Below are 26892 nucleotides of genomic sequence, written 5' to 3' on the forward strand. Positions count from 1 at the left end.
TCTTCAGCCCTCGGTCTCCGTCATCGCACCGAGCTCGGAGGGATGCGTCAGCCGCCACCACTCCGTCGGCTGGTCGATGCTGCCCGAGATCGTGACTGCAGCGGTGACGGTGTTCGGGCCGGCGGTCCAGGTGACGGTTCCCACCTCCGTGCCGTCGCGATAGGTCGGCGGGGTCTTGATGTCCATCGTCACGACGACCGGTGTGTCCGACCAGGTGAAGATCGTCGCGTCCTCGTCGATGAGCAGCTGGGCACTGTCTCCCCAGGGTGTCGTGATCGTGCCCACCCTCTGCCCTGCCGACGCGACCGGCATCTGGTGGAACCCGGCGCGGATGCTGTCGAGCACCGCGAGCACACCGGCGTTGACCGACTCGCGCGACGCTCCCCCGAGTACGACCCCGGTCACTGCGAGCGGCTCGGCCGTGCCGACGGCCAGACTCGCGGTGTACAGCAGGCTGTAGGTGCCCTCGCCCAACGTGCCCGTCTTCAATCCCGTGATCCCCGTCGTCCCGAGGAGGCCGTTGGTGTTGTGGAGCAGGCCGGCGCCGGGAAGCGTGATCGACGGAGTCGCCACGATCTGGGCGATGACGGGGTTCGCCGCGGCGAGTTTGCCGATCGCGAGGAGATCGGTGGGTGTGCTGGTGTTGCGGGGACTGATGCCCGTGGGCTCGGTGATCGTCGTGCCGGTCAGTCCGTGGGCGGCGAGCCAGTTTCGCGTGGCGCCGAGGAACGCGTTCTGCGACCCGAAGATCCGGGAGGACAGTGCATCGGCGTAGTTGCTGGCCGAGGGGATGAGCATGGCGGCCAGGGCATCGCGCAGCGACATCGAGGTGCCGGTGGGCATGGGTGCGATCGTCGCCCCGAGGACGTAGTAACGGTCGTAGAGGTCGTGATCGGCCTTGCTGAAAGTGATGGTGGGACCCGGGTCGTCGGCGGAGGCGAGCGGGGAGGCATCGAGGATGACCAGGGCGGTGATGAGCTTGGTGATGCTCGCGATGGGCAGGGGCTCGCCCGTGCCGCTCGACGACCAGACGCCGTTCGCCGTTTCGCCGAGATAGACGTCAGCGCCCGCGACGCTGAGCGCCGAGGCATCCGCCGGGGGCGTGGTGATCGATGCCGGAGCGGCTGCCGGGACCTGCGGCATCTGCGTCGACACCGCCGGCGGACTCACGGGAGCGGTGAGTGCCCACCCGACGTAGCCGCCCGCCGCGGCAAGCAGCAGCACGACGACGATGGCGGTGGCGACGAGGCCGCGGCGCCGTCGCCGTCTGCGTACCTCCGGGGGGATCCGGTCAGGGGTGGAGAACTCCTGTTCGCGGGCCATCAGCTCCGCGAAGTCGGACAGCCCGTCCTGTGGTTGATTCGGCGCCGTCATCGAGAGCCATCATGGCGGAGAACCCGCCCGCGCGGTATCGGCCATTCGGGGGACACGACGGAGTGTCGCAGAATCGGAACTATCGACCTGATCTCTCCGCTCGTGCGGTAGATTCCTGTCATGCAGACCTATCGGATCGCCCGGGCCGCGCAACTGCTCGGCGTCAGCGACGACACCGTCCGTCGCTGGATCGAGCAGGGATTGCTGCCGGTCACCGATGCGGCGCCGGCGGAGATCCCCGGTGACGCGCTCGCGGCACGGGCCGAGGCGCTCGCCGCGGAGGAGACGGATGCCGGGAGCGTGCTCTCCAGCGCCCGCAATCGTTTCCTCGGCATCGTGACGCGCGTGCAGATCGACGGGCTGATGGCGCAGGTTGACATCCAGTCAGGGCCGCATCGCGTCGTTTCGCTCATGTCCGCCGAGGCGGCCCGCGATCTGCAGCTCGAGGTGGGCTCACTCGCCACCGCATCCGTCAAGGCGACGCAGGTCGTCGTCGAGGTCCCGAAAGACTGACATGAACCGCACGCTCCGCCGCTCCACCGTCCTCGTCCTCGCCGCCGCCGTCCTCGCCCTGGGCGGCTGTGCGAGCACGGCAGGGAGCACGCCGTCGCCATCGGCCACCACCGAGCAGAGCAGCCTGAGTGGAGACCTCACGGTCTACGCCGCCGCATCGCTCAGCGGCGCCTTCGATGCCATCGGCGAGGCGTTCGTCGCCGAGAATCCGGAGGTGCGGTTCAGCCCGGTGTACGACGGCTCATCCACACTGGTCACGCAGATCCTCGAAGGCGCACCGGCCGATGTGTTCGCCTCGGCCGACGAGGCGAACATGGACAAGGCCGCCGACGTCACCGCGGATCCGACGCTGTTCGCCTCCAACACCCTCGTCATCGCGGTGCCTTCCGGGAACCCGGGCGGCGTCGAGACGCTCGCCGATCTGGCCGACGTGACCACGGTGCTGTGTGCACCGGAGGTGCCGTGCGGTGCCGCTTCCGCGAAGCTGCTCGCCGCCGCGGATGTGACGGTCGATGCGTCCAGCCTCGAGCAGAACGTGACGGCGGTGCTCACGAAGGTCGCCGCGTCCGAGGCCGATGCCGGACTCGTGTACGCCACTGACGTGATCGGGCGTTCCGATGTCGAGGCAGTCGTGCCCGATGGTGCGGACGAAGTCGTCAACCATTACCCGATCGCCGCGCTCTCGGACGCGCCGAACGCCGAGGCGGCTGATGCGTTCGTGGCGTTCGTGCTGTCGGACGCCGGACAGAAGATCCTGGCGGACTTCGGCTTCGGAGCCCCATGAGTGCAGCAGGGGGTCGAGGGTACGCTCCGCGGGCGCTCGCCATCCCCGCTGCGATCGGTCTGGCCTTCCTGATCCTGCCGTTGATCGCTCTCGTCGCGCGTGTGCAGTGGTCGACGTTCCTGGCCGATGTGACGTCGCAGGCAGCCCTCTCTGCTCTCCTCCTCTCGCTCGGCACCGGTCTCGTCGCCACGCTGCTCTGCATCGTCGTCGGCGTTCCGCTCGCGCTGTACATCGCCCGTTCCGGCCCCCGGCTCGCCGCCGTGCTCCGCGCCGTCGTCACGGTGCCGCTGGTGCTGCCGCCGATGGTGGGCGGCGTCGCGCTGCTGTACCTGTTCGGACGTGCGGGGTGGTTCGGCGGGCTCGGCCTCTCCTTCAGCACTCCCGCCGTGGTGCTGGCGCAGACCTTCGTCGCGCTGCCCTTCCTGGTCCTGGCCGTCGAGGGTGCCGTGCGCACGTCGGGCGTGGACCACGAGCGCACGGCCGCGGCCCTCGGAGCCGGACGATGGACGATCCTGCGCCGCATCACCCTGCCGATCGCGGCACCGGGGATCGTGGCTGGCGTCGTGCTGTGCTTCGCGCGGGCGATCGGGGAATTCGGTGCGACGGCGCTGTTCGCAGGCAATCGACCGGGAGTCACCCAGACGATGCCGCTCGCGATCTACACCGCGTTCAACGGTGCGGGAGTCTCGCAGGGCACGGCGGTCGCGCTCGCCCTGTTGCTGCTCGCGACCGCCATCGTCGTGCTGCTTCTCGTGCGCGGCTGGCGACCGGGGGCCGCACGATGACGGGAAGGGAGACCCGGGCCGAGGCGCCGGGGCTGCGCGCACACATCGTGGTCGATCGCGAGCACTTCGCCGTCGACGTCGCTCTGCAGGTGGCGGTGGGGGAGACCATGGCCATCATGGGGCCCAGCGGCGCGGGCAAATCGACCCTGCTGCACGCACTCGCGGGCCTCGAGCCGCTGAGCGCGGGAGAGATCGAGGTCGCCGGCCGGGTCGTCGACCGCGTCGCCTCACCACGGGTGCGGACGCCGCCGATGAACCGCGGGGTCGTGCTGCTCGGCCAGGATGCGCGTCTGTTCCCGCACCTGTCCGTCCGCGAGAACGTCGCCTTCGGCCCTCGGGCGGCAGGCACGGACGCCCGTGCCGCGCGAGACTCTGCCGATGAGTGGCTCGCACGCGTCGGGCTCGCCGGATCCGGGGACCGGATGCCGCGTGAGCTCTCGGGTGGTGAAGGGCAGCGCGTGGCCGTCGCCAGGGCGCTCGCCGCCTCTCCGCGCGCGGTGCTGCTCGACGAACCGCTGGTGGCGCTCGACCCGGTGACGGCGGGCGAGATCCGACAGATGCTGCGCGACCAGCTCGCCGGGGTCACCACGATCGCGGTCACCCACGATGCCGCTGATGCTGTCGCGTTGGCCGAGCGCCTCCTGGTCGTCGAGTCGGGGCGGGTCACACAGAGCGGGCCGGTCCGCGACGTGCTGTCGGCACCCGCGTCGGGCTTCGTCGCCTCGATCGCCGGCGTCAATCGCCTGGTCGGCGTCGCGAGTGGGGGCGCGTGGCGGGGTGGTGAGGTGCGGCTGACCAGCGCGGATCCCGCTTCGCGCGCGCTCGCCGAGGACGATGGAACGCCGCTGATCGCCGTGTTCCGCCCCGAGCACGTGCGGTTGGTCGACGGCTCGGACGGCGGTGGATGGATCGCCGAGGTCGACCGGCTCGAACCCACGGTCACCGGCGTCCGGCTGCAGACCGGGTCGTGCGTCGTCGACCTCTCTGTCTCCGATGCCGCAGGACTGCTCGTCGGCGAGACCGTCCAGCTGCGGATCGAGCCCGAGCATGTGCGGTTCGTTCCCCTGCGCTGAGTCGTCGCCCCGGGCGGTCGTGGGCGGAACACTGACAATGTGCCGGTCGTCGCCGCCGAGCCGCCCCCGCGCGCTGCTCCGGGGGTTAGTCTCGGAACATGACGGGGAGCGGGGGAGCACCGTGACGGCCGTGCCGGTGGTCATCGGCATGCGCGCGCCGCGCACCGAGCCCGCATCTCATGCCGCCGGCCTCACGGGAGGTCTCGTCGACACGCATGGCCGTGTGCATCGCGATCTGCGCATCTCCCTCACCGATCGCTGTTCGCTGCGTTGCACGTACTGCATGCCCGAGCAGGGCAACGAGTGGCTCGCCCGCACGAGCATCCTCTCCACCGACGAGATCGTCGAGGTGGCGGAGGTCGCCGCAGCTCTCGGCATCCGCACCTTCCGTCTCACCGGCGGCGAACCGCTGCTGCGCACCGACATCGTCGACGTCGTGCGGCGCATCTCCCGCATCGAGGGGGAGGAGGGCCCTGTCGAGGTGGCGATGACCACCAACGGCATCAGCCTCGCCCAGAAGCTCCCGGCCCTGATCGATGCCGGGCTCACACGCCTCAACATCAGCATCGACACGGTCGACCGCCAGCGCTTCGCCGACCTCACCCGCCGCGACCGCCTCGACGACGTGTTCGCGGGTATCGAGGCGGCTGCGGCCTCGTCCCTCCGTCCCCTCAAGCTGAACGCGGTCGCCATGCGCGGCGTGAACGACGACGAGCTGGTCGATCTCGTGGAGTTCGCGATGGGCGTGGGCGCTCAGCTCCGATTCATCGAGCAGATGCCGCTGGACGCCGGGCACACCTGGGACCGCGCCTCGATGGTCACGCGCGAGGAGATCCTCGCCTCGCTGGGAGAACGCTGGCACCTCGAGCCGGTCGAGGGCCGCGGTGGCGCTCCCGCCGAGAAGTGGCGGATCGACGGCGGGCCGCACGAGGTCGGCGTGATCGCCTCGGTCACCGCCCCGTTCTGCGGCGCCTGCGATCGTCTGCGGCTGACCGCCGACGGGCAACTGCGCAACTGCCTGTTCTCGCTCGCCGAGTACGACCTGACCGGGCTGCTGCGCGGAGAGTCGGCCTCCGCGCCGGGGCAACGCGCGGATGAGATCGCCGCACTGCTGCGTTCGTGCGTGCATGGCAAGCTGCCGGGGCACGCGATCGACGACCCCTCGTTCCTGCAGCCCGCGCGCGGCATGAACGCGATCGGCGGCTGAGCGAAGAAGAGCGAGCTGAAGACGCTCTCTCGATATGTAGGGGTGAACGGATGTGGGAGACGATCCGGCCGGGGACCGACGGGTACCGGTTGACGATCCGGGCGACACGAGTCTCCATGATCCAGCTCGTCGCGATCATCGTCGGCTGCATCATCGTGGGAGGAGGCGGTGCCGCGGCGGCGTTGATCGCCATCTCGCTGGAGACCGACGTCATGTTCGGCCGATCCGGTGTCGTCCTGGTCGCCGGCGGCCTGGGGATCGTCATCGTGCTCGCCCTGCTGTGGATCTTCGCCTGGCGGAGGAAGCGCTACGTCATCGAGTGGGACGACGAGGGGCTACGAATCGTCGGAGCCGGGTCGGAGCGATCGTTCCCCTGGGAGTCGATCTCTCGAGTACTGATCCGCCTCGACACCGACTATGCCCGCGTCGAGGTGAGGGACACGGACGACGGGTCCATGACGCTGTTGGCCGGCTTCGGCTCGCAAGACGTCAAGCGGACCAACGCGATGGACCGGATTCCCGTCGGTGTGACAAACCTCCTGCGACGTCATCTCCTCATCGAGCAACGGAGCAAGCGAAACGCACTCGACCTGCACGTCTTCCTGCGGGAGCGGCGAGCAGACACGTGAACCAGATCGTTCCGATCCTTAGGCGAGGAACTCCCGGGCCGCGGCCGACAGAGCGGTGACGCCGACCTCGATCGTCGGGTGGATCTCCGGTGCGAAGAACGGCGAGTGATTCGTCGGGATGTCCTCGCCCAGGCGTCCCGCAGCGACGGCCTCGGCGAACCGGGCGGGGTCGATACCGCCCCAGAACCAGAACACGAGGGGTGCTCCGGCATCGCGGGCGAACCATGACACGTCCTCGCTGCCGGTGAACATGCCGGGGTCGATCACGGCCGCCTCGCCCAGGGCGCGCTGCAGCGCCGCGGTGACCCGGGCGGTGGCATCCTCGTCGTTGATCGTGGCGGGCAGCGTGTGGTCGGTGCGGATCTCGGGCTCCCGCTCGGCGCCGGAGGCCGTGGCCTCGGCCCGCACGATGCGCTCGACACTCGCGAGCACCTTGTCGCGCGTCTCCTCGTTCGGGTAGCGCAGGCTGAGCTCGAGCTTCGCCTCGGCGGGGATGATGTTGTTCTTCAGTCCCGCGTGGATCGACCCGACGGTCACGACGGCGACGCCCTGCGGGTCGATCTCGCGTGAGGCGATGGTCTGCAGACGCATCACGGTGGCGGCGGCCATCACGACGGGGTCGATCGTGGCGTGCGGGCGGGAGCCGTGTCCGCCGCGGCCGTGCAGGGTCACGGTGAGTCCGTCGGAGGCGGCCATCTGCGTGCCGCTGCGCACGCCGATCACACCGGCGGGGAGCGGAGTCACATGCTGACCGAGCACCACGTCGGGTTTCGGGTAGCGGTCGAGGATCCCGTCGTCCAGCATCGCGCGCGCTCCGGCGCCGTACTCCTCGGCGGGCTGGATCAGCACGACAAGGGTTCCCGACCAGTCGGACCGCTCGGCGACGAGCCTCTCGACCGCGCCGATCATGGCGGTGACGTGCATGTCGTGGCCGCAGGCGTGCATGACGGGAACGGTCGTCCCCGCGGGGTCGACGCCCTTCGCTGTGCTGGCGTAAGACAGGCCGGTCTGCTCCTCGACGGGGAGCGCGTCCATGTCGGCGCGCACCCACACCACCGGACCTTCGCCGTTGCGGAGCACGCCGACGACGCCGGTGACGCCGACACCCTCTTCGACCTCGAGGCCGAGGTCGCGCAGGTGCTGGGCGGCGATGCCGGCGGTGCGCGTCTCCTGGAACGAGAGCTCGGGGTGCTGGTGCAGGTCGATGTAGAGCGCTTCGAGGTCGATCGTCATGGCCCGAGCCTAGCCGGGCAGCCCCGCGTTGCCGAGACCCATGGTCGCCGCCCAGACCCACTGTCACAAGCGTCTGGCTCGATGGGTCTCGGCGCGGCGCATGGGTCTCGGTGCCGCGGGTAGGGGGGATCAGGCGGGGGATGTGTAGGTCGTGAGGTCTGGGCCGGGGTGCAGCACGGCGTTCACGATCGCCCGGATCGCGAACTCGCTGGTCGCGCCCAGTTCGATCGCCCCGGGGTGCAGGAGCCACTGCAGCTGCAGCCCGTCCATCACGGCGAGGATCGCGGCGGAGGCGGCAGCGACCGAGTCGGGGTCGCGCACGCCCTCCTGGGCGCACAGGTCGTGGAACGCGGCCGTGACCTCGCGGCGCAGTGTCGTGTACCTCTCCTCGAAGAACGGGCGCGAGGGATGCTCGTCGGTGACCGACTCCGCCGAGAGTACCGTGTAGGCCTGCACGATGCCCGGCCGCTTCTCGTTCGTGAAGGCGGTGCGCACGAGGTGCAGGAACAGTTCCGGTCCCCCGGGGATGTGCTTCTGGGCGAGGCCGGCGACATCGTCCCTGTCTCGGTAAGCGAGCACCTCGAGTAGGAGCTTCTGCTTCGAGCCGAAGTGGTGGAGCACGCCGGCGTGCGTGATGCCGACCTGCTCGGCGACGTCCGCCAGGGTCCCGTTGGTCGAGCCCTTGTTGCCGAAGATCTCGATCGCGGCCTTGAGGATCTGCTCGCGTTTCTCGAGCGTCGCCGGGCGCACGCGCACTGTCTGGTCGCTGTCTGCCACCGCGGCCTCCTCTCCATCGTCGGACTGTGCTTGCGGTCAAACTTACTACTCGGTAACCTCACGGAAGCTTACTTTCTCGACAGTAAGCAAATCACGACGGCCGGCGGACCCCGTTCGCCGGCGACACAGCACAAAGACCCGTGCCTAGGAGAAGCAATGAAGCTCAGAAAGTCTCTGATCGCCGCGACCGCGATCACCGCGCTCGGTGTGTCGGCCCTCGCCGGCTGCTCGGCCGGCGGTGGATCCGGCGACGGCGCCGGATCCGCATCCCTCACCATCGCGAAGCCCGACGGTGCGATCACCACCGAGTCGAACAACCCGTTCGTCGGCGACTCCGCCGCGTCGAAGTACGGCTACGCCAAGGTCGTGTTCGAGACCCTGGCCCTGGTGAACCAGACGGGAGATCGCGGTACCACGCCATGGCTCGCCGAGAGCCTCGAGTGGAACGACGACTACACGCAGCTCACGGTCGTCCCGCGCGCGGACGTCACCTGGAGCGACGGCGAGCCGTTCACGGCCGACGACATCGTCTTCTCGTTCGAGACCGCCTCGATCCCCGCCCTCGACACCGCCGGCCTCAAGTACGAGGGCGCCGAGGTCGACGGCGACAAGGTCGTGCTGAGCTTCGGCGACTCCAAGTACGTCAACCAGGCACGCGTGCTGCACGTGCCGATCGTCCCCAAGCACATCTGGGAGAAGTTCGAGGACCCGGCCACCGACCCCGTCAAGGGCGACGACCTCGTCGGCACCGGCCCCTACACGATGGCGAACTGGTCGACCGAGTCGGTCACGCTCGACGCGCGCGACGACTACTGGGGCGGCGACCTCGCCGTGCCCGAGCTGCACTACGTCTCGTACGGTGACAACACCGCCCTCACCACGGCCCTCGCGAACGGCGACGCCGACTGGGCGCAGGCGTTCATCCCGCAGATCGAGGAGCAGTTCCTCTCGGCCGACCCCGAGCACAACAAGTTCCTCGCCTCCCCGACCACCGGCTCGGCCACGCTGTTCATGAACCTGCAGCAGAAGCCGTTCGACGACCCCGCCTTCCGTCAGGCGCTCGCCTGGGTGATCGACCGCGACGCCTACGTCGACATCGCGCGCGAGGGTGCCAGCGAGCCGGTCTGGTCCGTGACGGGACTGTCGTCGATCCTCGAAGACGAGATCCAGCCGGAGTTCGAGGGAGTCGACTACAAGGTCGACGCCGAGAAGGCGCGTGACCTGCTGGAGACCGCCGGATACACCTGGAAGGACGACGCCCTGATCGACCCCGACGGCACGCCCGTCTCGTTCACGCTCTCCGTCCCGTCCGGCTGGAGCGACTGGAACACGGCGCAGGAGCTCATCGCCGAGGACGTGAAGGACAGCATCGGCGCCGAGGTCAAGATCGACATGCCCGACTGGGGCGGCTGGGCCGATCCCCGCGACAACGGCACGTTCTCTGCGATCATCCACTGGCTGGAGGACAGCGGCACGGCGTACGGCCTCTACACCTCGACCATGGATCCGCGGTGGATCTCCCCCGAGGGCAAGGCCGGCTTCAACTTCGGTCGCTTCGACGACCCGGAGGCGACCGCCGCGCTGAACACGTACGCGAACGCCTCGTCCGACGAGGAGCGCACCACCGCCATCGACACGCTGCAGACGATCTTCTCCGAGCAGGTGCCGGCCATCCCGCTGGGCGCCCACCCGCTGCTGGGCGAGTTCAACACGCGCAACTACGTCGGCTGGCCTTCGGAGGACGACACCTACGCGTCCGCCGACCCGACGCAGCCGAACATCGTGCAGATCCTCACGAAGCTGAAGCCCGCCGAGTAGGACCTCGACAGGCTCAGCCACCCACAGCCGGGACTTCGACAGGCTCAGCCACCCATCTGGGTCCCTGAGCCTGTCGAAGGGCCCGCCCCCACGAAGGACACCCCCATGCCAGACCCCCTGCTCACCGTGCGCGACTTCTCCGTCGTGTACGACGTCGATCCGCCCGTCGAGGCGGTGAAGAACGTGACCCTCGAACTGCAGCGCGGCGAGATCCTGGGCCTCGCCGGGGAGAGCGGATGCGGCAAGACCACGCTCGCCTACGGGGTGCAGCGCCTGCTGCGCGCTCCGGCCGTCATCACCGGCGGCAGCGTGACCTTCCACGACGTGACCGGCATCGACATCGACATCAACGCTCTGGACGTCGACGCGATGCAGCGATTCCGCTGGGACAAGGTGTCGATGGTGTTCCAGGGCGCGATGAACGCCCTCAACCCCGTCGCGACGATCGGCTCGCAGCTGGAGGACGTGTTCGAGATCCACCGCCCCGACATGAACCGCAAGCAGCGGCGTGCCGAGGCCGAGGAACTGCTCGAGATCGTCAAGGTCGGCCGTCAGCGTGTGCGCTCCTTCCCGCACGAGCTCTCCGGCGGCATGCGCCAGCGCGTCATGATCGCCATGGCCCTGGCGCTCCGTCCGCAGCTGATGGTCATGGACGAGCCGACGACCGCGCTCGACGTGCTGGTGCAGCGGGAGATCCTCAAGCAGATCTCTCAGCTGCGGCACGAGTTCGGCTTCTCGGTGATCTTCATCACCCACGACCTTCCGCTTCTGCTGGAGATCAGCGACCGGATCGCGATCATGCGCGAAGGAGAGATCATCGAGCTCGATACGGCAGAGCGCATCTGGACGCAGCCGGAGCACGAGTACACGAAGACGCTGTTGTCGTCGTTCCCCCGGCTCACCGGGGAGAGAGGGGTGCTGGTGCGATGACCACCCTCGAGTTCCGCAATGTCACGAAGGCGTACAACGTCCGAGGCGCCGGGCAGATCAAAGCCCTCGACGACGTGAGCTTCACCCTGACGTCCGGCCAGACGATCGGCCTGGTCGGCCAGTCCGGCAGCGGCAAGTCCACGATCGCGAAGATCCTCACCCAGCTCGAGACCCCGACCAGCGGCGAGGTGCTGCTCGACGGCAAGCCCATCCCGCGCCGCGGCAGGGGCCTGCGGAAGTACCGCCAGCAGTTGCGCATGGTGTTCCAGGACCCGTTCGCCTCGCTCAACCCGTACCACTCGATCCGCTACCACCTGGAGCGTCCGATCCGCCTCGACGACGTGGTGCCGAAGAAGGAGACCGAGAACGAGGTGCGTCGGCTCCTCGACCGGGTGCGCCTCGATGCGGACGCGGTGATCGACCGCCGCCCCCACGAGCTGTCGGGCGGCCAACGGCAACGCGTTGCCATCGCCCGTGCCCTGGCCTCGCGTCCCTCGCTCCTCGTCGCCGATGAGCCGGTGTCGATGCTCGACGTCTCCATCCGGCTCGGCGTGCTGAACCTGCTCGCCGATCTGCAGCGCGAAGAGGGACTCGGTGTGCTCTACATCACGCACGACCTGGCGACCGCCCGGCACTTCAGCGACGAGATCATGGTCCTCAACCAGGGGCGCGTGGTCGAGTACGGAACCGCCGACGATGTGATCCTCAACCCGCAGGATCCGTACACCCGCGAGCTGCGCGCGGCCTCTCCCGATCCGGAGAAGCACTTCGCTGCAGCGGCATCGAACGGAGGCGCGCTGTGAGCTCCGCTCTCCCCCAGCTCGACGACAACGACCTCGTCGCCCGCGATGCCCTCGAGGTCGGCACCACGGCGACCACGGCAGAGCGCACCAGGCGGCCGGTGCCATGGCGCTTCTTCGCCGGTCGCGCGGCGTTCTACCTGTTCACACTGTGGGCGGCGATCACGATCAACTTCTTCCTGCCCCGCCTCATGAAGGGCGACGCGGTCAGCTCGTACCTCGCGCGCAACCGCAACGTGAGCCCCGAGGCGGCAGACGCGCTGCGCGTGCTGCTCGGCATCGACACCGACAAGTCCATCTGGCAGCAGTACCTCGAGTACTGGGGGATGCTGCTGCGCGGCGACCTCGGCATCTCGACCCTGCACGGCCTGCGGCCGGTCGCCGAGGTGCTCGCCGCCGCCCTGCCCTGGACGCTCGGGCTGGTCGGCATCGCGACCATCATCTCCTTCGCGATCGGCACGCTGCTCGGAGCCGTCGTCGGATGGAAGCGGGGCAGCAGGCTCGACGCGATCATCCCGGTGACCACGTTCTTCAACACGATCCCGTACTTCTGGCTCGGACTCATCGCGATCGCGATCTTCTCCTCGACCCTGAAGTGGTTCCCGTCATCGCATGCCTACGACAAGGGGCAGTCGCCGGAATGGAGTCTCGACTTCATCGGCCAGGTGATCATGCACGGCACGCTCCCGGCGCTGACCATCGTGGTCGCCTCGCTCGGCGGATGGGTGCTCGGCATGCGCAACATGATGCTGACGGTGCTCGACGACGACTACATCACGGTCGCGCAGGCGAAGGGCATGCCCAACAAGCGGGTGCTCTGGGGCTATGCCGCTCGCAACGCGGTGCTGCCGCAGATCCAGAGCTTCGCGCTGTCGATCGGCTTCATCGTGGGCGGCACGATCGTGATGGAGATGGTGTTCAGCTATCCGGGTGTCGGCAAGCTGCTGCTCGACGCGACCAACGCCAAGGACTTCGCCCTCATGCAGGGCGTGTTCCTCGTGATCACGCTGTCTGTGCTCGTGGCCAACATCCTCGCCGATGTCGTCTACGCCTACCTCGACCCGCGCACGCGCCAGATGGAGTCCTGACATGACCGTTCCCACCACTGCAGCGACCACAGCGCCCGACGGATCGGCCGTCGTCTCCGGCATGCCCGAGACCGCCACGCTGCGCACCCCGTCGACGGGAGCGCCGCCGCGCAAGACGTTCTGGTCGCAGCTCGCGCAGGCGTTCGCGATGTTCCGCAACCCCAAGTCGATCGCCGGGCTCATCATCCTCGGGGTGTTCGTGCTCATCGCGATCCTCGCTCCGTGGATCGCCCCGTACGGGCCGACCCAGAAGGACCGCACGGCGCTGCGTCAGCCGCCCTCCTGGGAGCACTGGCTGGGCACGACGCACATGGGCGAAGACGTGCTGAGCCAGATCATCTACGGCACCCGCGGTGTGATCGTCGTCGGATTCCTCGCGGCCTTCATCGCCACGATCATCGCGATCACGATCGGTGTGATCGCCGGCTACGTGCGCGGCTGGAAGAGCGAGTCGTTGTCGGCGCTGACCAACGTGTTCCTGGTGATCCCCGGCATCCCGTTGATCATCATCATCGCCTCGCAGTTCGAGAACCCGCCGCTGATCGTGATCGCCGCGGTGCTGGGGATAACCGGGTGGGCGTGGGGCGCCCGCGTGCTGCGCGCGCAGACCATGTCGCTGCGCAACCGCGACTTCATCCAGGCCGCGCGCGCGAACGGCGAGCCGCTGCGCCGCATCATCACGGTCGAGATGCTCCCGAACCTCATGGCGCTCATCGCCTCGAGCTTCGTCGGGACCGTGACGGCGGCCATCCTCGGTCTCACGACGCTGGCCTTCATCGGGGTGATCCCGGTGAGCAACCTCAACTGGGGGACCATCCTGTTCTGGGCGCAGCAGAACGGTGCGTTCCCGCGACTGTGGTGGTGGTACGTGCCGGCCGGGCTCTGCATCGCGATCATCGGCGTCGCGCTCTCGCTCATCAACTTCGGCATCGACGAGTACGTCAACCCGCGACTGCGTTCGGCGGGCGAGCGGGCCAGGGCGATGAAGAAGAAGGGGCTGAACGTGAACGACGCCGTCACCGCCGTCCGCAGCGTGCCCCTGCCGAAGAAGGCTCCCGATCCCGTAACGTCGGCGACCTCGTCCGACCCCTCCGGGCCCGGCGACGCCTCGACGACCCCGACACCGAACACGAACCAGAACACGAAGTGATGACCTCTCAGACTCTGACCACGCAGCTCCCGTACCAGGACCCCGCTCTCTCGATCCCCGAGCGCGTGGCCGACCTCCTCAGCCGCATGACGCTGGAGGAGAAGGTCGGGCAGATGCTTCAGCTCGACGCTCGCGACGACATCGACGACCACATCGCGCGGCGCCATGCGGGCTCGATCCTGCACACCTCGCCCGAGCGCATCCTGCGAGCGAACGAGCTCACGGCGCAGACCCGGCTCCGCATCCCGCTCCTGGTGGGGGAGGACTGCATCCACGGGCACTCGTTCTGGCCGGGGGCGACGATCTACCCGACGCAGCTCGGCATGGCCGCGTCGTGGGACTCCGCGCTCGTCGAACGCGTCGCCCGTGCGACGGCCGAGGAGGTCGCGGTCACCGGCATACACTGGACGTTCTCGCCCGTGCTGTGCATCGCCCGCGATCTGCGCTGGGGTCGCATCGACGAGACCTTCGGTGAAGACCCGTTCCTGATCGGCGAACTGGCTTCGGCCATGGTGCGCGGCTATCAGGGTGACGGACTCGACGACCCCACGGCCATCCTCGCGACCGCCAAGCACTTCGCCGGGTACTCCGAGACCCAGGGCGGGCGCGACGCGAGCGAGGCCGACATCTCCCGCCGCAAGCTGCGCTCGTGGTTCCTGCCGCCGTTCGAGCGCGTCGCCCGCGAGGGCTGCCGCACGTTCATGCTCGGCTACCAGACCACCGACGGCGTGCCGATCACCACCAACGACTGGCTGCTCAGCGACGTGCTGCGCGGCGAGTGGGGCTACACCGGCACGCTCATCACCGACTGGGACAACGTCGGTCGCATGGTGTGGGAGCAGCGGATCCAGCCCGACATCACGCACGCGGCCGCGGCTGCCGTGCGGGCGGGGAACGACATGATCATGACCACGCCCGGCTTCTTCGAGGGAGCGCTGGATGCCGTGGCGAAGGGGATGCTCGCCGAGGACGCCTTCGACGCCGCCGCCGCCCGCATCCTGACGCTGAAGTTCGAGCTGGGGCTCTTCGAGAACCCGCGCCTTCCTAGCACCGCGCTCGACACCGTGGTGGGCAGCGTGGAGCACGCGGAACTGAACCTCGAGGTCGCCCGCCGCTCGCTCGTGCTGCTCGAGAACGACGGCGTGCTGCCGCTAGACCCCGCGTCCGCGCTGAAGGTCGCGGTCACCGGCCCCCTCGCCGACGATGCGCAGACGCAGCTCGGCGACTGGGCCGGCGGCTCCGGTCAGGCGGGATGGCTCGACGGTCAGCCTCGCGAGATGATCACGACCGTGCTCGACGGCCTGCAGACGATCGACGGCTGGAGCGTCACCCACGCCCGCGGTGCCGACATCCTCACGCTCGAGGAAGACCCGCAGGGTCCGTTCTTCCCCGACAAGCAGCCGCGTCCGCCGGTGGTGAGGGCCTGCGAGCCCGACGCCGCTCTGATCGCGGAGGCCGTCTCGGCCGCATCCGACTCGGACGTCGTCGTGGCGGTCGTGGGCGATCGGATCGAGCTCGTCGGCGAGGGCCGCTCCACTGCGACCCTCGAGCTCATCGGCGGGCAGAACGCCTTGATCGATGCGCTCATCGCGACCGGGAAGCCCGTCGTGATCGTGCTGCTCGCCTCGAAGCCGCTCGTGCTCCCGGCGTCCGCATCGAAGGCGGCAGCGGTGATCTGGGCGGCGAACCCCGGCATGCAGGGTGGGCGCGCGCTGGCTGACATCATCTCCGGGGCAGCAGAGCCGTCCGGGCGCCTGCCGATCTCGTTCGCCCGCCACGTAGGCCAGCAGCCGACGTACTACAACCAGATCCGCGGACAACACGGCGACCGCTACGCGGACCTCACGCAGTCGCCCGCCTGGGCGTTCGGAGAAGGTCTGTCGTACACCACCGTGGAGTACTCCGACCTCGTGCTGGAGGAGACCTCGCTGGCGGAGTCCGACACGATCGTCGGGCACGTCACGGTGTCGAACACGGGGGTACGGCCTGCACGCGAGACGGTGCAGGTCTACGTGCGCGACTCGGTGACGAGCGTGAGCTGGACCGACAAGGAGCTCAAGACCTTCCGTCAGGTCGACGTCGCCCCGGGGGAGTCCGTACGGGTGCGCCTGGAGCTGCCGGTGTCCGACTGCACGATCGTCGACGCCGCGGGCACGCGTCTGGTCGAGGCCGGTACGTTCGAGCTGCTGGTGGGCCCGAGCTCCCGCGACGAGGTGCTCCTCTCCGCGGACTTCGAGGTCCGCTGACCCGCTCCCTGTCGAGACCCACTCTCCTCGCCCAGACCCACTCCCGCCGGCGCATGCGGCGATGGGTCTCGGCGGCGGGAGTGGGTCTCGCGGCGTTCGCAGGCGAGTGGGTCAGTCCTGCAGGCGGTGCGGGCCGGCGCCCTGAGTGCCGAGCGCGTCGTCGGGGTTGAGCAGGCCGCAGGCCTTCATCGACAGGCAGCCGCAGCCGATGCATCCGGTGAGTTCGCGTTCGAGCCGTTCGATGCCTTCGCGGCGTTTCTCCAGCTCGCGCTTCCAACGTCGGGAGGCCCGCTGCCAGTCCTCGTGGCTCGGGGTCTCGGTCAGTGGCACGTCGGCGAAGGCCGTCTGCACGTCGGAGAGCGGGATGCCGAGGCGCTTCGCGACCGTGATGAGCGAGACGCGGCGCAGCATGTGCCGTGCATAGCGGCGCTGGTTGCCCGGCGTGCGGGTCGACGCGATGAGGCCGAGGCCCTCGTAGAAGTGCAGCGCGGAAGCGGCGACCCCCGTGCGTCGGGTCATCTCGCCGATCGTGAGCGGTTCGTCGGGTGCATGCGGACTCATCCGGCCGCCTTTCCTTCGATTTGACCTCAAGTGTACTTGAGGTTTTACGGTAGTCATGTGGCCCGGCAAGGGCTGATCGACCCGAACGAGGACAGCGTGACCCGAACGAAGACCCTGCGATGACCTATGTGATCGCCCTGCCGTGCGTCGATGTGAAGGACAAGGCCTGTATCGACGAGTGCCCTGTCGACTGCATCTACGAGGGCGAACGCTCGCTCTACATCCACCCCGACGAGTGTGTGGACTGCGGCGCCTGCGAGCCGGTGTGCCCGGTCGAGGCCATCTTCTACGAAGACGATCTGCCCGATGAGTGGCAGGACTATTACAAGGCCAACGTCGAGTTCTTCGACGAGATCGGGTCTCCCGGCGGTGCCGCGAAGACGGGCACGCTGACGTTCGATCACCCGATCATCGCCGCGCTCGCGCCCCAGGGGGAGCACACATGACCGCCGCCGGATCACCCCCCGTGGAGCCGCGCATCGCCATCGTGGGGGCGGGCCCTGCGGGTATCTACGCCGCTGACATCCTGCTCGACCGTGTCCCCACCGCAGCGATCGACCTGTTCGAGAAGCTCCCCGCGCCCTACGGTCTCGTCCGCTACGGCGTCGCGCCCGACCATCCCCGCATCCGGAAGATCACCGACGCCCTGCACGAGGTGCTCGTGAACCCACGCATCCGGTTGCGGTGCAACGTCGAGATCGGCCGTGACGTCGAGATCGACGAGCTGCGTGCCGCATACGACGGAGTGATCGTGGCGACGGGTGCCGACCTCGACGTCGCGCTCGACATCCCCGGCATAGATCTCCCCGGCTCGTTCGGCGCCGCCGACTTCGTCGCCTGGTACGACGGGCACCCCGATGCACCGCGCACCTGGCCGCTCGCCGCCGAGTCGGTCGCCGTGCTCGGGGCCGGCAACGTGGCGCTGGATGTCACGAGGATCCTGGCCAAGCACGCCTCGGCGCTGACCCACACCGACACCCCTGATGCCGTGCTCGACCAGCTCGCGGCCAGCCCGTTGCGCGATGTGCACCTCTTCGCTCGGCGAGGACCGGCCGACGTGCGCTTCTCGGCCATGGAGTTGCGCGAGCTCGCCGAGCAGGACGACGTCGATGTGATCGTCGACCCCGAAGAACTCGCTCTCGACGAGCACGCCGAGCGGATGGTCGCGCAGTTCTCGCAGCGGCGCATCATCGTGCGCACCATGACCGAATGGGCCGCCGTCGACCCCGCGACGCGCACGGCCTCGCGCCGCATACACCTGCACCTGCGGCAACGCCCGGTGCGGCTGCTGGGGACCGACTCCGTGACCGGCATCGAGATGGAGCGCACCGCGTCAGACGAGCTCGGTCGCATGGTCGGCACCGGCGAGCTGCTGCACTACGACGTCGGAGCGGTCTACCGTGCCGTGGGATATCGATCGACGCCCGTGCCTGGGATGCCGTTCGACACTACGCTCGGAGTCGTGCCGCACATCGAAGGTCGAGTCGTCGACGCGGAGGGCGTCCCGATCCCCCGGCTGTACGCCACGGGCTGGATCAAGCGCGGGCCGGTCGGACTCATCGGCTCGACCAAGTCGGACGCCGCGCAGACCATCGGCCACGTCGTCGACGACCTCGGATCGGTCGAGCTGGAAGCGCGTGACGACGATCCGATCGCCCACCTGTCGCACGCGGTCGACCTCGATGGCTGGCTGCGGATCGATGCCGCGGAGCGTGGGGCGGGAGCAGCCCGTGGCCGTGAGCGGACGAAGATCGTCGAGCGCGAGGAGATGCTGACGCATGCGAAGCAAGAACAGATGATGGAGGCCGGTCGATGACCGCGACACCCGTGCCCACCCCGATCGGCGAAGGGCTCAAGGCCGCGTTCCGCACGCATCCCGCCGGCGTCGCGATCATCACCGCGAGCACTCCGGACGGGCCGGTCGGCCTCACGGCGTCGAGCGTCGCCTCGGTGGCGGTCGACCCCGCGGCGATCGTGTTCTCCGTGACCAGGGCGACGGGGTCCGCGGGAGCGATCCTCGGAGCGGACACCTTCGTGGTGCATCTGATCGACGACGAGCACTCCGACCTCGCGCAGAGCTTCGCGGTCAGCGGCTCCGAGCGCTTCACCCCCGAGCAGGGGTGGGCGACGCTGCCGACCGGAGAACCGCACCTCCCCGAGGCCAGGGCGGCGCTGCGGTGTCGCACCATCGAGACCGTCGCAGTGGGGTCGTCGACTGTGGTCATCGCCGAGGTCATCGAGGTGCTGCCCGGTCCGTCCGGGCGTCCTCTGGTCTACCTCGACCGCCGATTCCACTCGCTCCCGCACGACCCCGAGCACTGATCCGCACCCACCGATAGCACCATCGAAAGGAAGCACAATGTCCACTCTCTACACGCTCCCCGAGCTCCCGTACGACTACTCCGCGCTCGAGCCGCACATCTCCGGCAAGATCATGGAGCTGCACCACTCCAAGCACCACCAGGCGTACGTGACCGGCGCGAACACCGCGCTCGAGCAGCTCGCCACCGCACGCAGCGCCGGCGACCTCGCGAACGTCAACAAGCTCGAGAAGGACCTCGCGTTCAACCTCGGCGGCCACATCAACCACTCCGTCTTCTGGCAGAACCTCTCGCCCGAGGGCGGCGGCGCTCCGGAGGGCGAGCTCGAGGCCGCGCTCGTCGACGCATTCGGATCGATCGATGCGTTCCGGGCGCACTTCACCGCGACCGCGCTCGGTGTGCAGGGATCGGGCTGGGCCGTGCTCGCCTGGGACAGCGTGGGCGCCCGCCCCGTGATCTTCCAGCTCTTCGACCAGCAGGGGAACGCACCGCTCGGCGTGACGCCGCTGCTGCAGCTCGACGTCTGGGAGCACGCCTACTACCTCGACTACCTCAACGTGCGCGCCGACTACGTCAAGGCGTTCTGGAACCTCGTGAACTGGCCTGACGTGCAGCGCCGCTTCGAGGCTGCTCGCACGGCGACCGAGGGCCTCATCGTCGCGAGCTGATCGGTGACGACGGCTCGCCTCGACCTACAGGAGGCGGGCCGTCGTCCCGCGCACGTTCAGCTCGTACGGAAGTGCAGACGGGATGTGCACGGCATCCGGGGTGGCGAGCTTGGCAAGCACCGCATCCGCTGCCCGCTCGCCCTGCCCGAGCGGGAACTGATCGACCGTGGTCAGGCGGAAGAACTCGCCGAGCTCGTGCCCGTCGATGCCGACGATCGACAACTCCTCCGGCACGTTGAAGCCGAGGTCGCGCGCGGCGAGGATCGCCCCGATCGCCATCTCATCCGACGCCGCGAAGACCGCGGTCGGGCGGGGGCCCGGCCTGCCGAGCAGCTGTTTCGCCGCCCGGTAGCCGCCCTCCACCGTGAAGTCGGCTGGTTCGAGGAAGGCGTGGTTCAGCGGGATCCCTGCCGTGGCGAGTGCCTTCTCGAAGCCCAGACGGCGGTTGGTCGGGATGTGGAAGTCGATGTCGAACTCGGGGTTGGCTCCGATGTGCGCGATGTCGGTGTGGCCGAGGCTGATCAGGTGCTCGGTGGCCAACTGCGCGACGGCGACGTCATCGACGGTCATGGTGTCGAGCTTCGGGTTCGGACCGCCGATCGCGATCACGGGGAGTCCGAGGTCGAGCAGGTACTGCGTCTCGTCCTCGTCGAGCTCGATCGACACCGCGATCACGGCGTCCACGCGCTGCCGTCGCAGGAAGGTGTCGAACACGTGTCGGCGCACGTCCTTGTCGGCGGTGATGTTGTACAGCGTGATGTCGTAGCCCTCGCGCATCAGTGCGGCCGAGACGCCGGAGAGCACCGTGCTGAAGAACCACCGGTCGAGGAACGGGACGATGACCCCGACGTTGCGGGTGCGACCCGATGCCAGGCTCGACGCACGGGACGACACCACGTAGCCGAGAGTCTGCGCTGCGGCCTGCACCCTCTCCTTCGCGGATTCGGACACGTGGCCGCGACCGCTCAGTGCGCGCGAGACGGTCGCGGTGGAGACTCCGGCGAGCCGGGCGACCTCATCGATGCTGGCCATGGTTCCTCTGTCGAAAGGCTCCGGTCGCGGTGTGTGTCGCTTCACGCAGGCGTGGGCGACGACAACCGCGACCGGAGGGTGTCAGGCGTGGGTCGCGGTGGTGTACCAGACGGCCGTGTCGACCGGGATCGCGGCTCCTTCAAAGGGCTGGCTCTGCAGCAACACCAAGGCGTCTGCCGGCAGCTCGACGGGGGCGGTACCGAGGTTCGCGACCACGTGCACGTCACCACGGCGGAACGCGACCGCCTCGGGACCGGCGTCCTCCCACACCAGAGAGCCGCTGCCGAAGCCGTGCTCACGCCGTCCGGCCAGCAGGCGCTTGTACAGCGCGAGCGTCGACGCCGGGTCGACCTCTTCCACGTCGCGCGCGTAGGTCGCCCAGTCGGCGGGCTGGGGAAGCCACGACAGTCCGGTGTCGTTGAAGCCGAAGGCCGGAGCCTCTGCGTTCCAGGGCAGCGGCACGCGGCACCCGTCACGTCCGTAGCGTGCGCCGTTCGTGCGGAACCACGTCGGGTCCTGACGGTACTCGTCCGGGATCTCCATCGCCTCGGGCAGCCCGAGCTCTTCGCCCTGGTAGAGGTAGGAGGAACCGGGCAGAGCCAGCATCAGGGTCGTCGCAGCGCGAGCGCGAGCCAGTCCGGTCGCGGTGTCCGGCTTGTCAGGGGTGTTCGGTCCGATGCCCTCGCCCTGGGGGTTGTCGGAGGTGAGTGCGAGGCGCGTCGCGTGGCGCACCACATCGTGGTTCGACAGCACCCACGTGCTCGGGGCGCCGACCTCACCGAACGCGTCCAGCGACTCGCGGATCACGTCGCCGAGCTTCTTCGCGTCCCACTCCGTCATCAGGTACGGGAAGTTGAAGGTCTGGTGCATCTCGTCCGGGCGCACCCAGAGCGCGGTCTGCTTGAGGGTGGGCATCCAGGCCTCGCCGCACAGGGCGCGGTCGCCGTCGTACTCGGCGAGCACCTTGTGCCAGTCGCGGTAGATCTCGTGCACGCCGTCCTGGCCCCAGTACGGCACGTTCGACTCGCCGCCGCCCATGGAGTCCGCGTCGGTCGGGGGCGTGTAGTCGGGCAGGCCCTCGGTCTTGATCATGCCGTGGGCCACATCCACACGGAAGCCGTCGACACCGCGGTCGAGCCAGAAGCGCAGGATCGAGCGGAACTCCTCTTGCACCTCCTCGTTGTTCCAGTCGAAGTCGGGCTGCGTCGCGTCGAAGATGTGCAGGTACCACTGGCCGGGGGTTCCGTCGGCCTCGGTCACGCGCTGCCACATGCCGCCGCCGAACACCGACTCCCAGTTGTTCGGCGGGAGCTCGCCGTTCTCGCCCTTGCCGTCGCGGAAGATGTAGCGCGCGCGCTCGGGGCTGCCAGGTGCGGCCTTCAGTGCCTCCTGGAACCAGGGGTGCTGGTCGGACGAGTGGTTGGGGACGAGGTCGACGATCACGCGGATGCCGCGGGCGTGCGCAGCCTCGAGCATGTCGTCGAAGTCGCCCAGCGTGCCGAACAGCGGGTCGACGTCGCGGTAGTCGGCCACGTCGTAGCCGGCGTCGCGCTGCGGGCTCGTCATGAAAGGACTGAGCCAGATCGCGTCGACGCCGAGCTCCTGCAGGGCATCGAGCCGGCTCGTGATGCCCGGCAGGTCGCCGATGCCGTCGCCCGAGGCGTCCGCGAAGGAGCGGGGGTAGATCTGGTAGATGACGGCGCTGCGCCACCACTCGGAACCGGGGGCTGCGATCTGCTCAAGCTGTGCCATGGGAACAGGCTAGTGCAAACGCTTACATTCATGCCAGGGCGGGGATCGAATCGGTTCGGCGTGCCCGACTTCCCTGGATCGCCCTGGCCGTTTGCATGACCGTTCCCCGCGTGCATGAGCGTCCCGGCTGTCCGAGTCATGCATCCGTCACAGGATCATGCAGGTGCCACCCGCACTTCCGCCCGTCCCGGGAGTATGGTGAGGCATCCGACGAGTGGAGGCTGTCATGGTTCCCGAGATCAACTACTGGGCGGTCCTGCTGGCCACCGCATCGAGCATGGTCGTCGGCTCGATCTGGTACGCGCCGAAGGTGTTCGGCACACGCTGGTCGAAGCTCGCGAACGTCGACATGGACCGGCCTGCCGCGACGGCGGTGTGGCCCATCGTCACCACCGTCATCGTGAGCTTCATCACGGCCTGGGTCCTCGCCGGTGCCTCGTCGATCGCCTGGCACTTCTACGGCGGATCCTTCTTCTGGGGAACGATCGTCACCGCGGTCACGCTGTGGGCCGGGTTCACGGCCGCACGCTTCATCACCCATGACGCTTTCGAGGGGCGATCGACCCGACTCACCACGCTCAACATCGCGCATGAGCTGGTCACGGTCGTGGTCATGGCACTGCTCATCGGCGTGTGGCCGCCGGCCCTCGCCTCCTGATCGCCCTGAGCGTCACGGGGTCGGCATGCCGCCGTTCACGTTCAAGGTCTCCCCGGCCACGTAGCTCGACTCCGCCGAGGCGAGGAACACGTATGCGGGAGCGAGCTCGGCCGGCTGTCCCATGCGCCCGAGGGGTGTGTCCTTCCCGAACTCGGGGAGCTTGTCCTGCGGCTGTCCGTCGCTGGGCTGCAGGGGCGTCCAGATCGGCCCCGGTGCCACGGCGTTCACGCGGATGCCCTTCGGCGCGAGCTGTTCCGCGAGGCCCTTCGAGAAGGCGTTGATCGTGGCCTTCGTCGAGGCGTAGTCCACCAGGATGCCGGAGGGCGAGTAGGCCTGGATCGAGGTGGTGTTGATGATCGTCGAGCCCGCGGGCAGATGAGGCAGGGCCGCCTTGGTGATCCAGAACATCGCGTAGACGTTGGTCTTGAAGGTGTCGTCGAACTGCTCGTCCGTGATGTCGGTCAGCGACTCCTGATACACCTGCTTGCCGCCGTTGTTGACGACGACGTCGAGGCCGCCCAGCTTCTCGACCGTCTCGGCGACGAGGGCACGGCAGTACTCCGGGTCGCGCAGGTCGCCGGGGATGGTGGCGACCGTCGCGCCGGCCTCCCGCAGGATCTCGGCGATCCGGCTCGCGTCCTCTTCCTCCTGCGGCAGGTACGAGATCGCGACATCGGCGCCCTCACGGGCGAACGCGATCGCGGTGGCAGCGCCGATGCCGGAGTCGCCGCCCGTGATCAGGGCCTTGCGTCCGGTCAGGCGCCCGGTGCCGCGGTAGGACTCCTCGCCCAGGTCGGCGCGCGGGGTGAGATCCGCGTCGAGTCCCGGCTCCGGCATGTGCTGCTTCCGCGGTTCGATGTCGGAGTAGAGCGCGGACGGGTCGGTGAAGGTGTACTGGTCGCGGGACATGGGCGATCCTTTCGAGGCTGTTCGGGGGCGGGGTGACCATGCTGAGCGCCGGGCCTGGATCGCGCAAACGCCTTGCACGGGGATGACCCGTGCGCTACGAGAGGCGGGCATCGTCATCCGGTGGCGAAGTGTGGCCGAAAGGCACTTCACCGATCGACCGCTGTCATGACAGGCTACGCATCGTCCCCCGTATCACCCGTGCGTCCCGCCCGCGGGGGCTGTCGCCTTCGAGAGGTCACGATGTCCGGTTCTGCCCGCCGATCCGCCCCCTGGGTGACCGTCGCCGCGCTCGTCGTCGGCGCCGTGCTCGTGGGTGCTGCGCCTGCGGTGTCGGATGCCTTCGCGGCGCGAGCCGACACCCCGGCGGACCCGGTCGCGGACCCGGCAGCCTCGGTCGCGCTGGCGTACGAGTTCCTGGACGCGCGCACCGACGAGTTCTGCGACGGGGATGGCCGCTGTCTGCCGCGCAGCTACGAGGGTGGCTTCTTCACGACTCCGACCTGGGATTTCACGCCCTCCTTCGTCTACGACGACGCCCTCGTGATCATCGCCTACACCGCCCGCGGCCTTCCGGACGACCTCCGGCGCGCACGGGCGATCGGCGACGCCCTCCTCTTCGTGCAGGAGAACGATCCGATCGGCGACGGGCGCACCAGAGCGTCGTACGAGCCGCACGGCATCCGTCAGGGGCGGGTGGAGATCACGGGAGCCGGCGCCTTCACCGGAAACCAGGCCTGGGTCGGGCTGGCCCTCGCCCGTCTCGCACACGCGACAGGGGACTCCCGATATCTCGACGGCGCGGTTCGGATCGGTGAATGGATCCAGGACCACACGGCGGACATGACCAGGGCGCCCTACGGCTACACCGGCGGTCAGCTCGAAGACGGCACTTCGCTGACGTGGAAGTCCACCGAGCACAACAGCGACATCGCCGGTTTCTTCACCCAGCTCGGCCAGCTCACCGGCGCCCGGGTCTGGACGGATCGGGCGGCGGTCGCCGCGGACTTCGTCGCCGCCATGCAGAGCGCAGACGGCCACGTGAACACCGGCACGGGCCTGGACGGCTCGACGATCAACACCCGTCCGATACCGCTGGACGCCCAGACCTGGAGCTCCCTCGCCACGGGCGACCCACGCTACGGTGCGGCGCTCGACTGGACGCTCGCCAACCTGCTGGCAACAGATGGTCCGTACACGGGGCCGTCGATCAGTGAGGTCGATACGTCCAAGGCGTGGTTCGAGGGCAGTGGACACCTCGCGCTCGCACTCACGCTGCGTGACGGCGACGGCGACGCCGACCGTGCTGAGACGCTTCTGAGCAGTATCCGGCTTGCGCAGCGCGATGCACCGAACGGCGATGGCAAGGGGATCGTCGCCACGTCGAGCGACGGCCTCGACTCCGGTTTCGGTGACCTGTACTACGCCAGCCTGCACACCGGCGCGACCGCCTGGTACCTGCTCGCAGCGGTCGGCGACAACCCGTTCGCCCTTCCGGTCGACTGAACAGACCGACCTGAACCGATTGGCGGCGTCGACTCGGTCCGATTCGCGGTACGGAGGCTAGGCGGCGACGCGGGCGACCGCGGCGATCGCGCTCGTGAAGAAGTCGACACCGTCGACTCCGCTGCGCATCGCGGCCGCGGTGTCGGGACCGAAGCCGGCCTCGGTGGCGTGCTCGGGGTGCGGCATCAGGCCGACGACGTTGCCCGCTTCGTTGGTGAGTCCGGCGATGTCGCGCAGTGATCCGTTCGGGTTGACCCCGGCGTAGCGGAACGCCACCAGACCATCGCCCTCGATGCGATCGAGCGTCTGCTCGTCGGCGATGTAGCCGCCGTCGGCGTTCTTCAGCGGGATCACGATCTCCTGCCCGGTGCGGAACGCATTGGTCCACGCGGTGTCGGAGTTCTCGACCGTGAGCTTCTGGTCGCGACGCACGAAGTGCTGGTGGTTGTTGCGGATCAGGCCGCCCGGCAGCAGGTGCGCCTCGACCAGCATCTGGAAGCCGTTGCAGATGCCGAGCACGGGCATGCCCTTGGCCGCAGCATCCTTGACCTCGCTCATGATCGGCGAGAGCGCGGCGATCGCGCCGGCGCGGAGGTAGTCGCCGTAGCTGAAACCACCCGGCAGGACGAGCGCGTCGACGCCTTCGAGGTCATGCGATCCGTGCCACAGGGCGACGGGCTCGGCGCCGGCGATGCGGACGGCGCGCTGTGCGTCGCGGTCGTCGAGCGAGCCCGGGAAGGTGATGACGCCGATGCGGACGGTCACTCCGCGACCTCGATGCCGACGACGTCCTCGATCACGGAGTTGGAGAGCACCTCGTCGGCGATGCGCTTGGCCTCAGCGAGAACCTCGTCGGTGACCTCGCCCTCGACGGTGAGCTCGAAACGCTTGCCGATGCGGACGTCGGTGAAGCCCTCGACGCCGAGACGGGCGAAGGCGCCGGAGACGGCTTTGCCCTGCGGGTCGAGCAGTTCGGGCTTGGGCATGACGTCGACGACGATGGTGGGCATGACGGCTCCAAGAGTCGCGGGCGGAGGGGCGCACCCAGTCTACTGCCCTCGCCGCATCCGCTCGGCGCCGT

General features: G+C 68.9%; 27 protein-coding genes. 18 read left to right on the forward strand and 9 right to left on the reverse strand.

Translation table 11 applies throughout. From position 1 onward, the window contains the following. Window positions 1-3: 3 nt before the first annotated feature. Window positions 4-1374 (reverse strand): D-alanyl-D-alanine carboxypeptidase family protein, encoded by a 1371-nt coding sequence (locus ILP86_RS16115; protein ID WP_193762441.1) that lies wholly within the window; start codon window positions 1372-1374, stop codon window positions 4-6. A 120-nt stretch (window positions 1375-1494) separates the two neighbouring features. On the opposite strand from ILP86_RS16115, the gene ILP86_RS16120 reads away from it, so the two are divergent. The 6 genes from ILP86_RS16120 (at window position 1495) to ILP86_RS16145 (ending at window position 6365) form a co-directional block, all read left to right on the forward strand. Further along, the gene (locus ILP86_RS16120) at window positions 1495-1887 is read left to right on the forward strand and encodes a molybdopterin-binding protein (protein ID WP_127011671.1); all 393 of its coding nucleotides are present in this window, start codon (window positions 1495-1497) and stop codon (window positions 1885-1887) included. A gap of 1 nt (window position 1888) precedes the next feature. Then, a complete protein-coding gene (gene modA, locus ILP86_RS16125) occupies window positions 1889-2671 on the forward strand; it encodes a molybdate ABC transporter substrate-binding protein (RefSeq protein WP_193762442.1) in 783 nt (260 codons plus the stop codon). Continuing rightward, window positions 2668-3456, forward strand: coding sequence for a molybdate ABC transporter permease subunit (gene modB, locus ILP86_RS16130; protein ID WP_141370719.1), 789 nt, complete (start codon window positions 2668-2670; stop codon window positions 3454-3456). Before modA ends, modB begins: the two co-directional genes overlap by 4 nt. After that, window positions 3453-4529: an ABC transporter ATP-binding protein gene (locus ILP86_RS16135; RefSeq protein ID WP_193762443.1), complete on the forward strand. Its 1077-nt coding sequence runs from the start codon at window positions 3453-3455 to the stop codon at window positions 4527-4529. The genes modB and ILP86_RS16135 overlap by 4 nt, the downstream gene beginning before the upstream one ends. A gap of 121 nt (window positions 4530-4650) precedes the next feature. Further along, on the forward strand, window positions 4651-5736 hold the full coding sequence (gene moaA / locus ILP86_RS16140) for a GTP 3',8-cyclase MoaA (RefSeq protein ID WP_374168962.1): 1086 nt from the start codon (window positions 4651-4653) through the stop codon (window positions 5734-5736). A gap of 50 nt (window positions 5737-5786) precedes the next feature. Next, window positions 5787-6365, forward strand: coding sequence for a PH domain-containing protein (locus ILP86_RS16145; RefSeq protein WP_227751327.1), 579 nt, complete (start codon window positions 5787-5789; stop codon window positions 6363-6365). 18 nt (window positions 6366-6383) lie between these two features. Here the strand turns inward: ILP86_RS16145 and ILP86_RS16150 are convergent, their stop codons facing one another. Both ILP86_RS16150 and ILP86_RS16155 read right to left on the reverse strand, forming a co-directional pair. Continuing rightward, window positions 6384-7598 (reverse strand): amidohydrolase, encoded by a 1215-nt coding sequence (locus ILP86_RS16150; RefSeq protein WP_193762445.1) that lies wholly within the window; start codon window positions 7596-7598, stop codon window positions 6384-6386. Window positions 7599-7727: 129 nt separating this feature from the next. Further along, the gene (locus ILP86_RS16155; RefSeq protein WP_193762446.1) at window positions 7728-8375 is read right to left on the reverse strand and encodes a TetR/AcrR family transcriptional regulator; all 648 of its coding nucleotides are present in this window, start codon (window positions 8373-8375) and stop codon (window positions 7728-7730) included. A gap of 156 nt (window positions 8376-8531) precedes the next feature. Between ILP86_RS16155 and ILP86_RS16160 the strand changes: the two genes are divergently transcribed. The 6 genes from ILP86_RS16160 to ILP86_RS16185 all read left to right on the forward strand — a co-directional run bounded on the left by ILP86_RS16160 (window position 8532) and on the right by ILP86_RS16185 (window position 16407). Further along, complete coding sequence (locus ILP86_RS16160) at window positions 8532-10193, forward strand: ABC transporter substrate-binding protein (RefSeq protein ID WP_193762447.1); 1662 nt, start codon at window positions 8532-8534, stop codon at window positions 10191-10193. A gap of 105 nt (window positions 10194-10298) precedes the next feature. Further along, complete coding sequence (locus ILP86_RS16165) at window positions 10299-11123, forward strand: ABC transporter ATP-binding protein (RefSeq protein ID WP_061015111.1); 825 nt, start codon at window positions 10299-10301, stop codon at window positions 11121-11123. Beyond that, entirely contained in the window at window positions 11120-11926 is an 807-nt protein-coding gene (locus tag ILP86_RS16170; RefSeq protein ID WP_046746802.1) for an ABC transporter ATP-binding protein, read from the forward strand. The genes ILP86_RS16165 and ILP86_RS16170 overlap by 4 nt, the downstream gene beginning before the upstream one ends. After that, on the forward strand, window positions 11923-13011 hold the full coding sequence (locus ILP86_RS16175) for an ABC transporter permease (protein ID WP_046746803.1): 1089 nt from the start codon (window positions 11923-11925) through the stop codon (window positions 13009-13011). Before ILP86_RS16170 ends, ILP86_RS16175 begins: the two co-directional genes overlap by 4 nt. Before the next feature lies 1 nt (window position 13012). Beyond that, window positions 13013-14161 carry an ABC transporter permease gene (locus tag ILP86_RS16180; protein WP_058631602.1) on the forward strand — a complete coding sequence of 383 codons (1149 nt, stop codon included), beginning with the start codon at window positions 13013-13015 and terminating at the stop codon, window positions 14159-14161. Then, window positions 14161-16407 (forward strand): glycoside hydrolase family 3 N-terminal domain-containing protein, encoded by a 2247-nt coding sequence (locus ILP86_RS16185; protein WP_193762448.1) that lies wholly within the window; start codon window positions 14161-14163, stop codon window positions 16405-16407. The genes ILP86_RS16180 and ILP86_RS16185 overlap by 1 nt, the downstream gene beginning before the upstream one ends. A 111-nt stretch (window positions 16408-16518) precedes the next feature. Here the strand turns inward: ILP86_RS16185 and soxR are convergent, their stop codons facing one another. Beyond that, window positions 16519-16968, reverse strand: a complete 450-nt coding sequence (gene soxR, locus ILP86_RS16190; protein WP_082108542.1) for a redox-sensitive transcriptional activator SoxR — start codon at window positions 16966-16968, stop codon at window positions 16519-16521. Between the two features lie 119 nt (window positions 16969-17087). Here soxR and fdxA point away from each other — a divergent pair, with 119 nt between their 5' ends. From fdxA to ILP86_RS16210, 4 genes are read left to right on the forward strand one after another with little or no spacing between them, the layout of a single operon-like run. After that, complete coding sequence (fdxA, locus tag ILP86_RS16195) at window positions 17088-17414, forward strand: ferredoxin (RefSeq protein ID WP_061015108.1); 327 nt, start codon at window positions 17088-17090, stop codon at window positions 17412-17414. After that, window positions 17411-18784: an FAD-dependent oxidoreductase gene (locus tag ILP86_RS16200; protein WP_193762449.1), complete on the forward strand. Its 1374-nt coding sequence runs from the start codon at window positions 17411-17413 to the stop codon at window positions 18782-18784. Before fdxA ends, ILP86_RS16200 begins: the two co-directional genes overlap by 4 nt. After that, window positions 18781-19290, forward strand: a complete 510-nt coding sequence (locus tag ILP86_RS16205; RefSeq protein ID WP_046746807.1) for a flavin reductase family protein — start codon at window positions 18781-18783, stop codon at window positions 19288-19290. The genes ILP86_RS16200 and ILP86_RS16205 overlap by 4 nt, the downstream gene beginning before the upstream one ends. A 37-nt stretch (window positions 19291-19327) precedes the next feature. Beyond that, window positions 19328-19957, forward strand: a complete 630-nt coding sequence (locus ILP86_RS16210) for a superoxide dismutase (protein ID WP_058631605.1) — start codon at window positions 19328-19330, stop codon at window positions 19955-19957. 24 nt (window positions 19958-19981) lie between these two features. Here the strand turns inward: ILP86_RS16210 and ILP86_RS16215 are convergent, their stop codons facing one another. Both ILP86_RS16215 and ILP86_RS16220 read right to left on the reverse strand, forming a co-directional pair. Continuing rightward, window positions 19982-20989, reverse strand: a complete 1008-nt coding sequence (locus tag ILP86_RS16215) for a LacI family DNA-binding transcriptional regulator (protein ID WP_058631606.1) — start codon at window positions 20987-20989, stop codon at window positions 19982-19984. Window positions 20990-21070: 81 nt separating this feature from the next. Then, window positions 21071-22741: a glycoside hydrolase family 13 protein gene (locus tag ILP86_RS16220; RefSeq protein WP_046746812.1), complete on the reverse strand. Its 1671-nt coding sequence runs from the start codon at window positions 22739-22741 to the stop codon at window positions 21071-21073. Between the two features lie 226 nt (window positions 22742-22967). On the opposite strand from ILP86_RS16220, the gene ILP86_RS16225 reads away from it, so the two are divergent. Further along, entirely contained in the window at window positions 22968-23399 is a 432-nt protein-coding gene (locus tag ILP86_RS16225; protein WP_046746813.1) for a DUF1761 domain-containing protein, read from the forward strand. Between the two features lie 12 nt (window positions 23400-23411). Here the strand turns inward: ILP86_RS16225 and ILP86_RS16230 are convergent, their stop codons facing one another. After that, window positions 23412-24308, reverse strand: coding sequence for an SDR family oxidoreductase (locus tag ILP86_RS16230; RefSeq protein WP_193762450.1), 897 nt, complete (start codon window positions 24306-24308; stop codon window positions 23412-23414). Between the two features lie 240 nt (window positions 24309-24548). Between ILP86_RS16230 and ILP86_RS16235 the strand changes: the two genes are divergently transcribed. Continuing rightward, window positions 24549-25811 carry a hypothetical protein gene (locus ILP86_RS16235; protein WP_046746815.1) on the forward strand — a complete coding sequence of 421 codons (1263 nt, stop codon included), beginning with the start codon at window positions 24549-24551 and terminating at the stop codon, window positions 25809-25811. Between the two features lie 57 nt (window positions 25812-25868). Here the strand turns inward: ILP86_RS16235 and purQ are convergent, their stop codons facing one another. Together purQ and purS are read right to left on the reverse strand one after the other, a co-directional pair. Continuing rightward, window positions 25869-26576, reverse strand: coding sequence for a phosphoribosylformylglycinamidine synthase subunit PurQ (purQ, locus tag ILP86_RS16240; protein ID WP_061015104.1), 708 nt, complete (start codon window positions 26574-26576; stop codon window positions 25869-25871). After that, a complete protein-coding gene (gene purS / locus ILP86_RS16245; RefSeq protein ID WP_017831295.1) occupies window positions 26573-26821 on the reverse strand; it encodes a phosphoribosylformylglycinamidine synthase subunit PurS in 249 nt (82 codons plus the stop codon). Before purS ends, purQ begins: the two co-directional genes overlap by 4 nt. Window positions 26822-26892: the final 71 nt, after the last annotated feature.

Source organism: Microbacterium sp. R1, from assembly GCF_015159725.1.
Lineage (GTDB): Bacteria > Actinomycetota > Actinomycetes > Actinomycetales > Microbacteriaceae > Microbacterium > Microbacterium oxydans.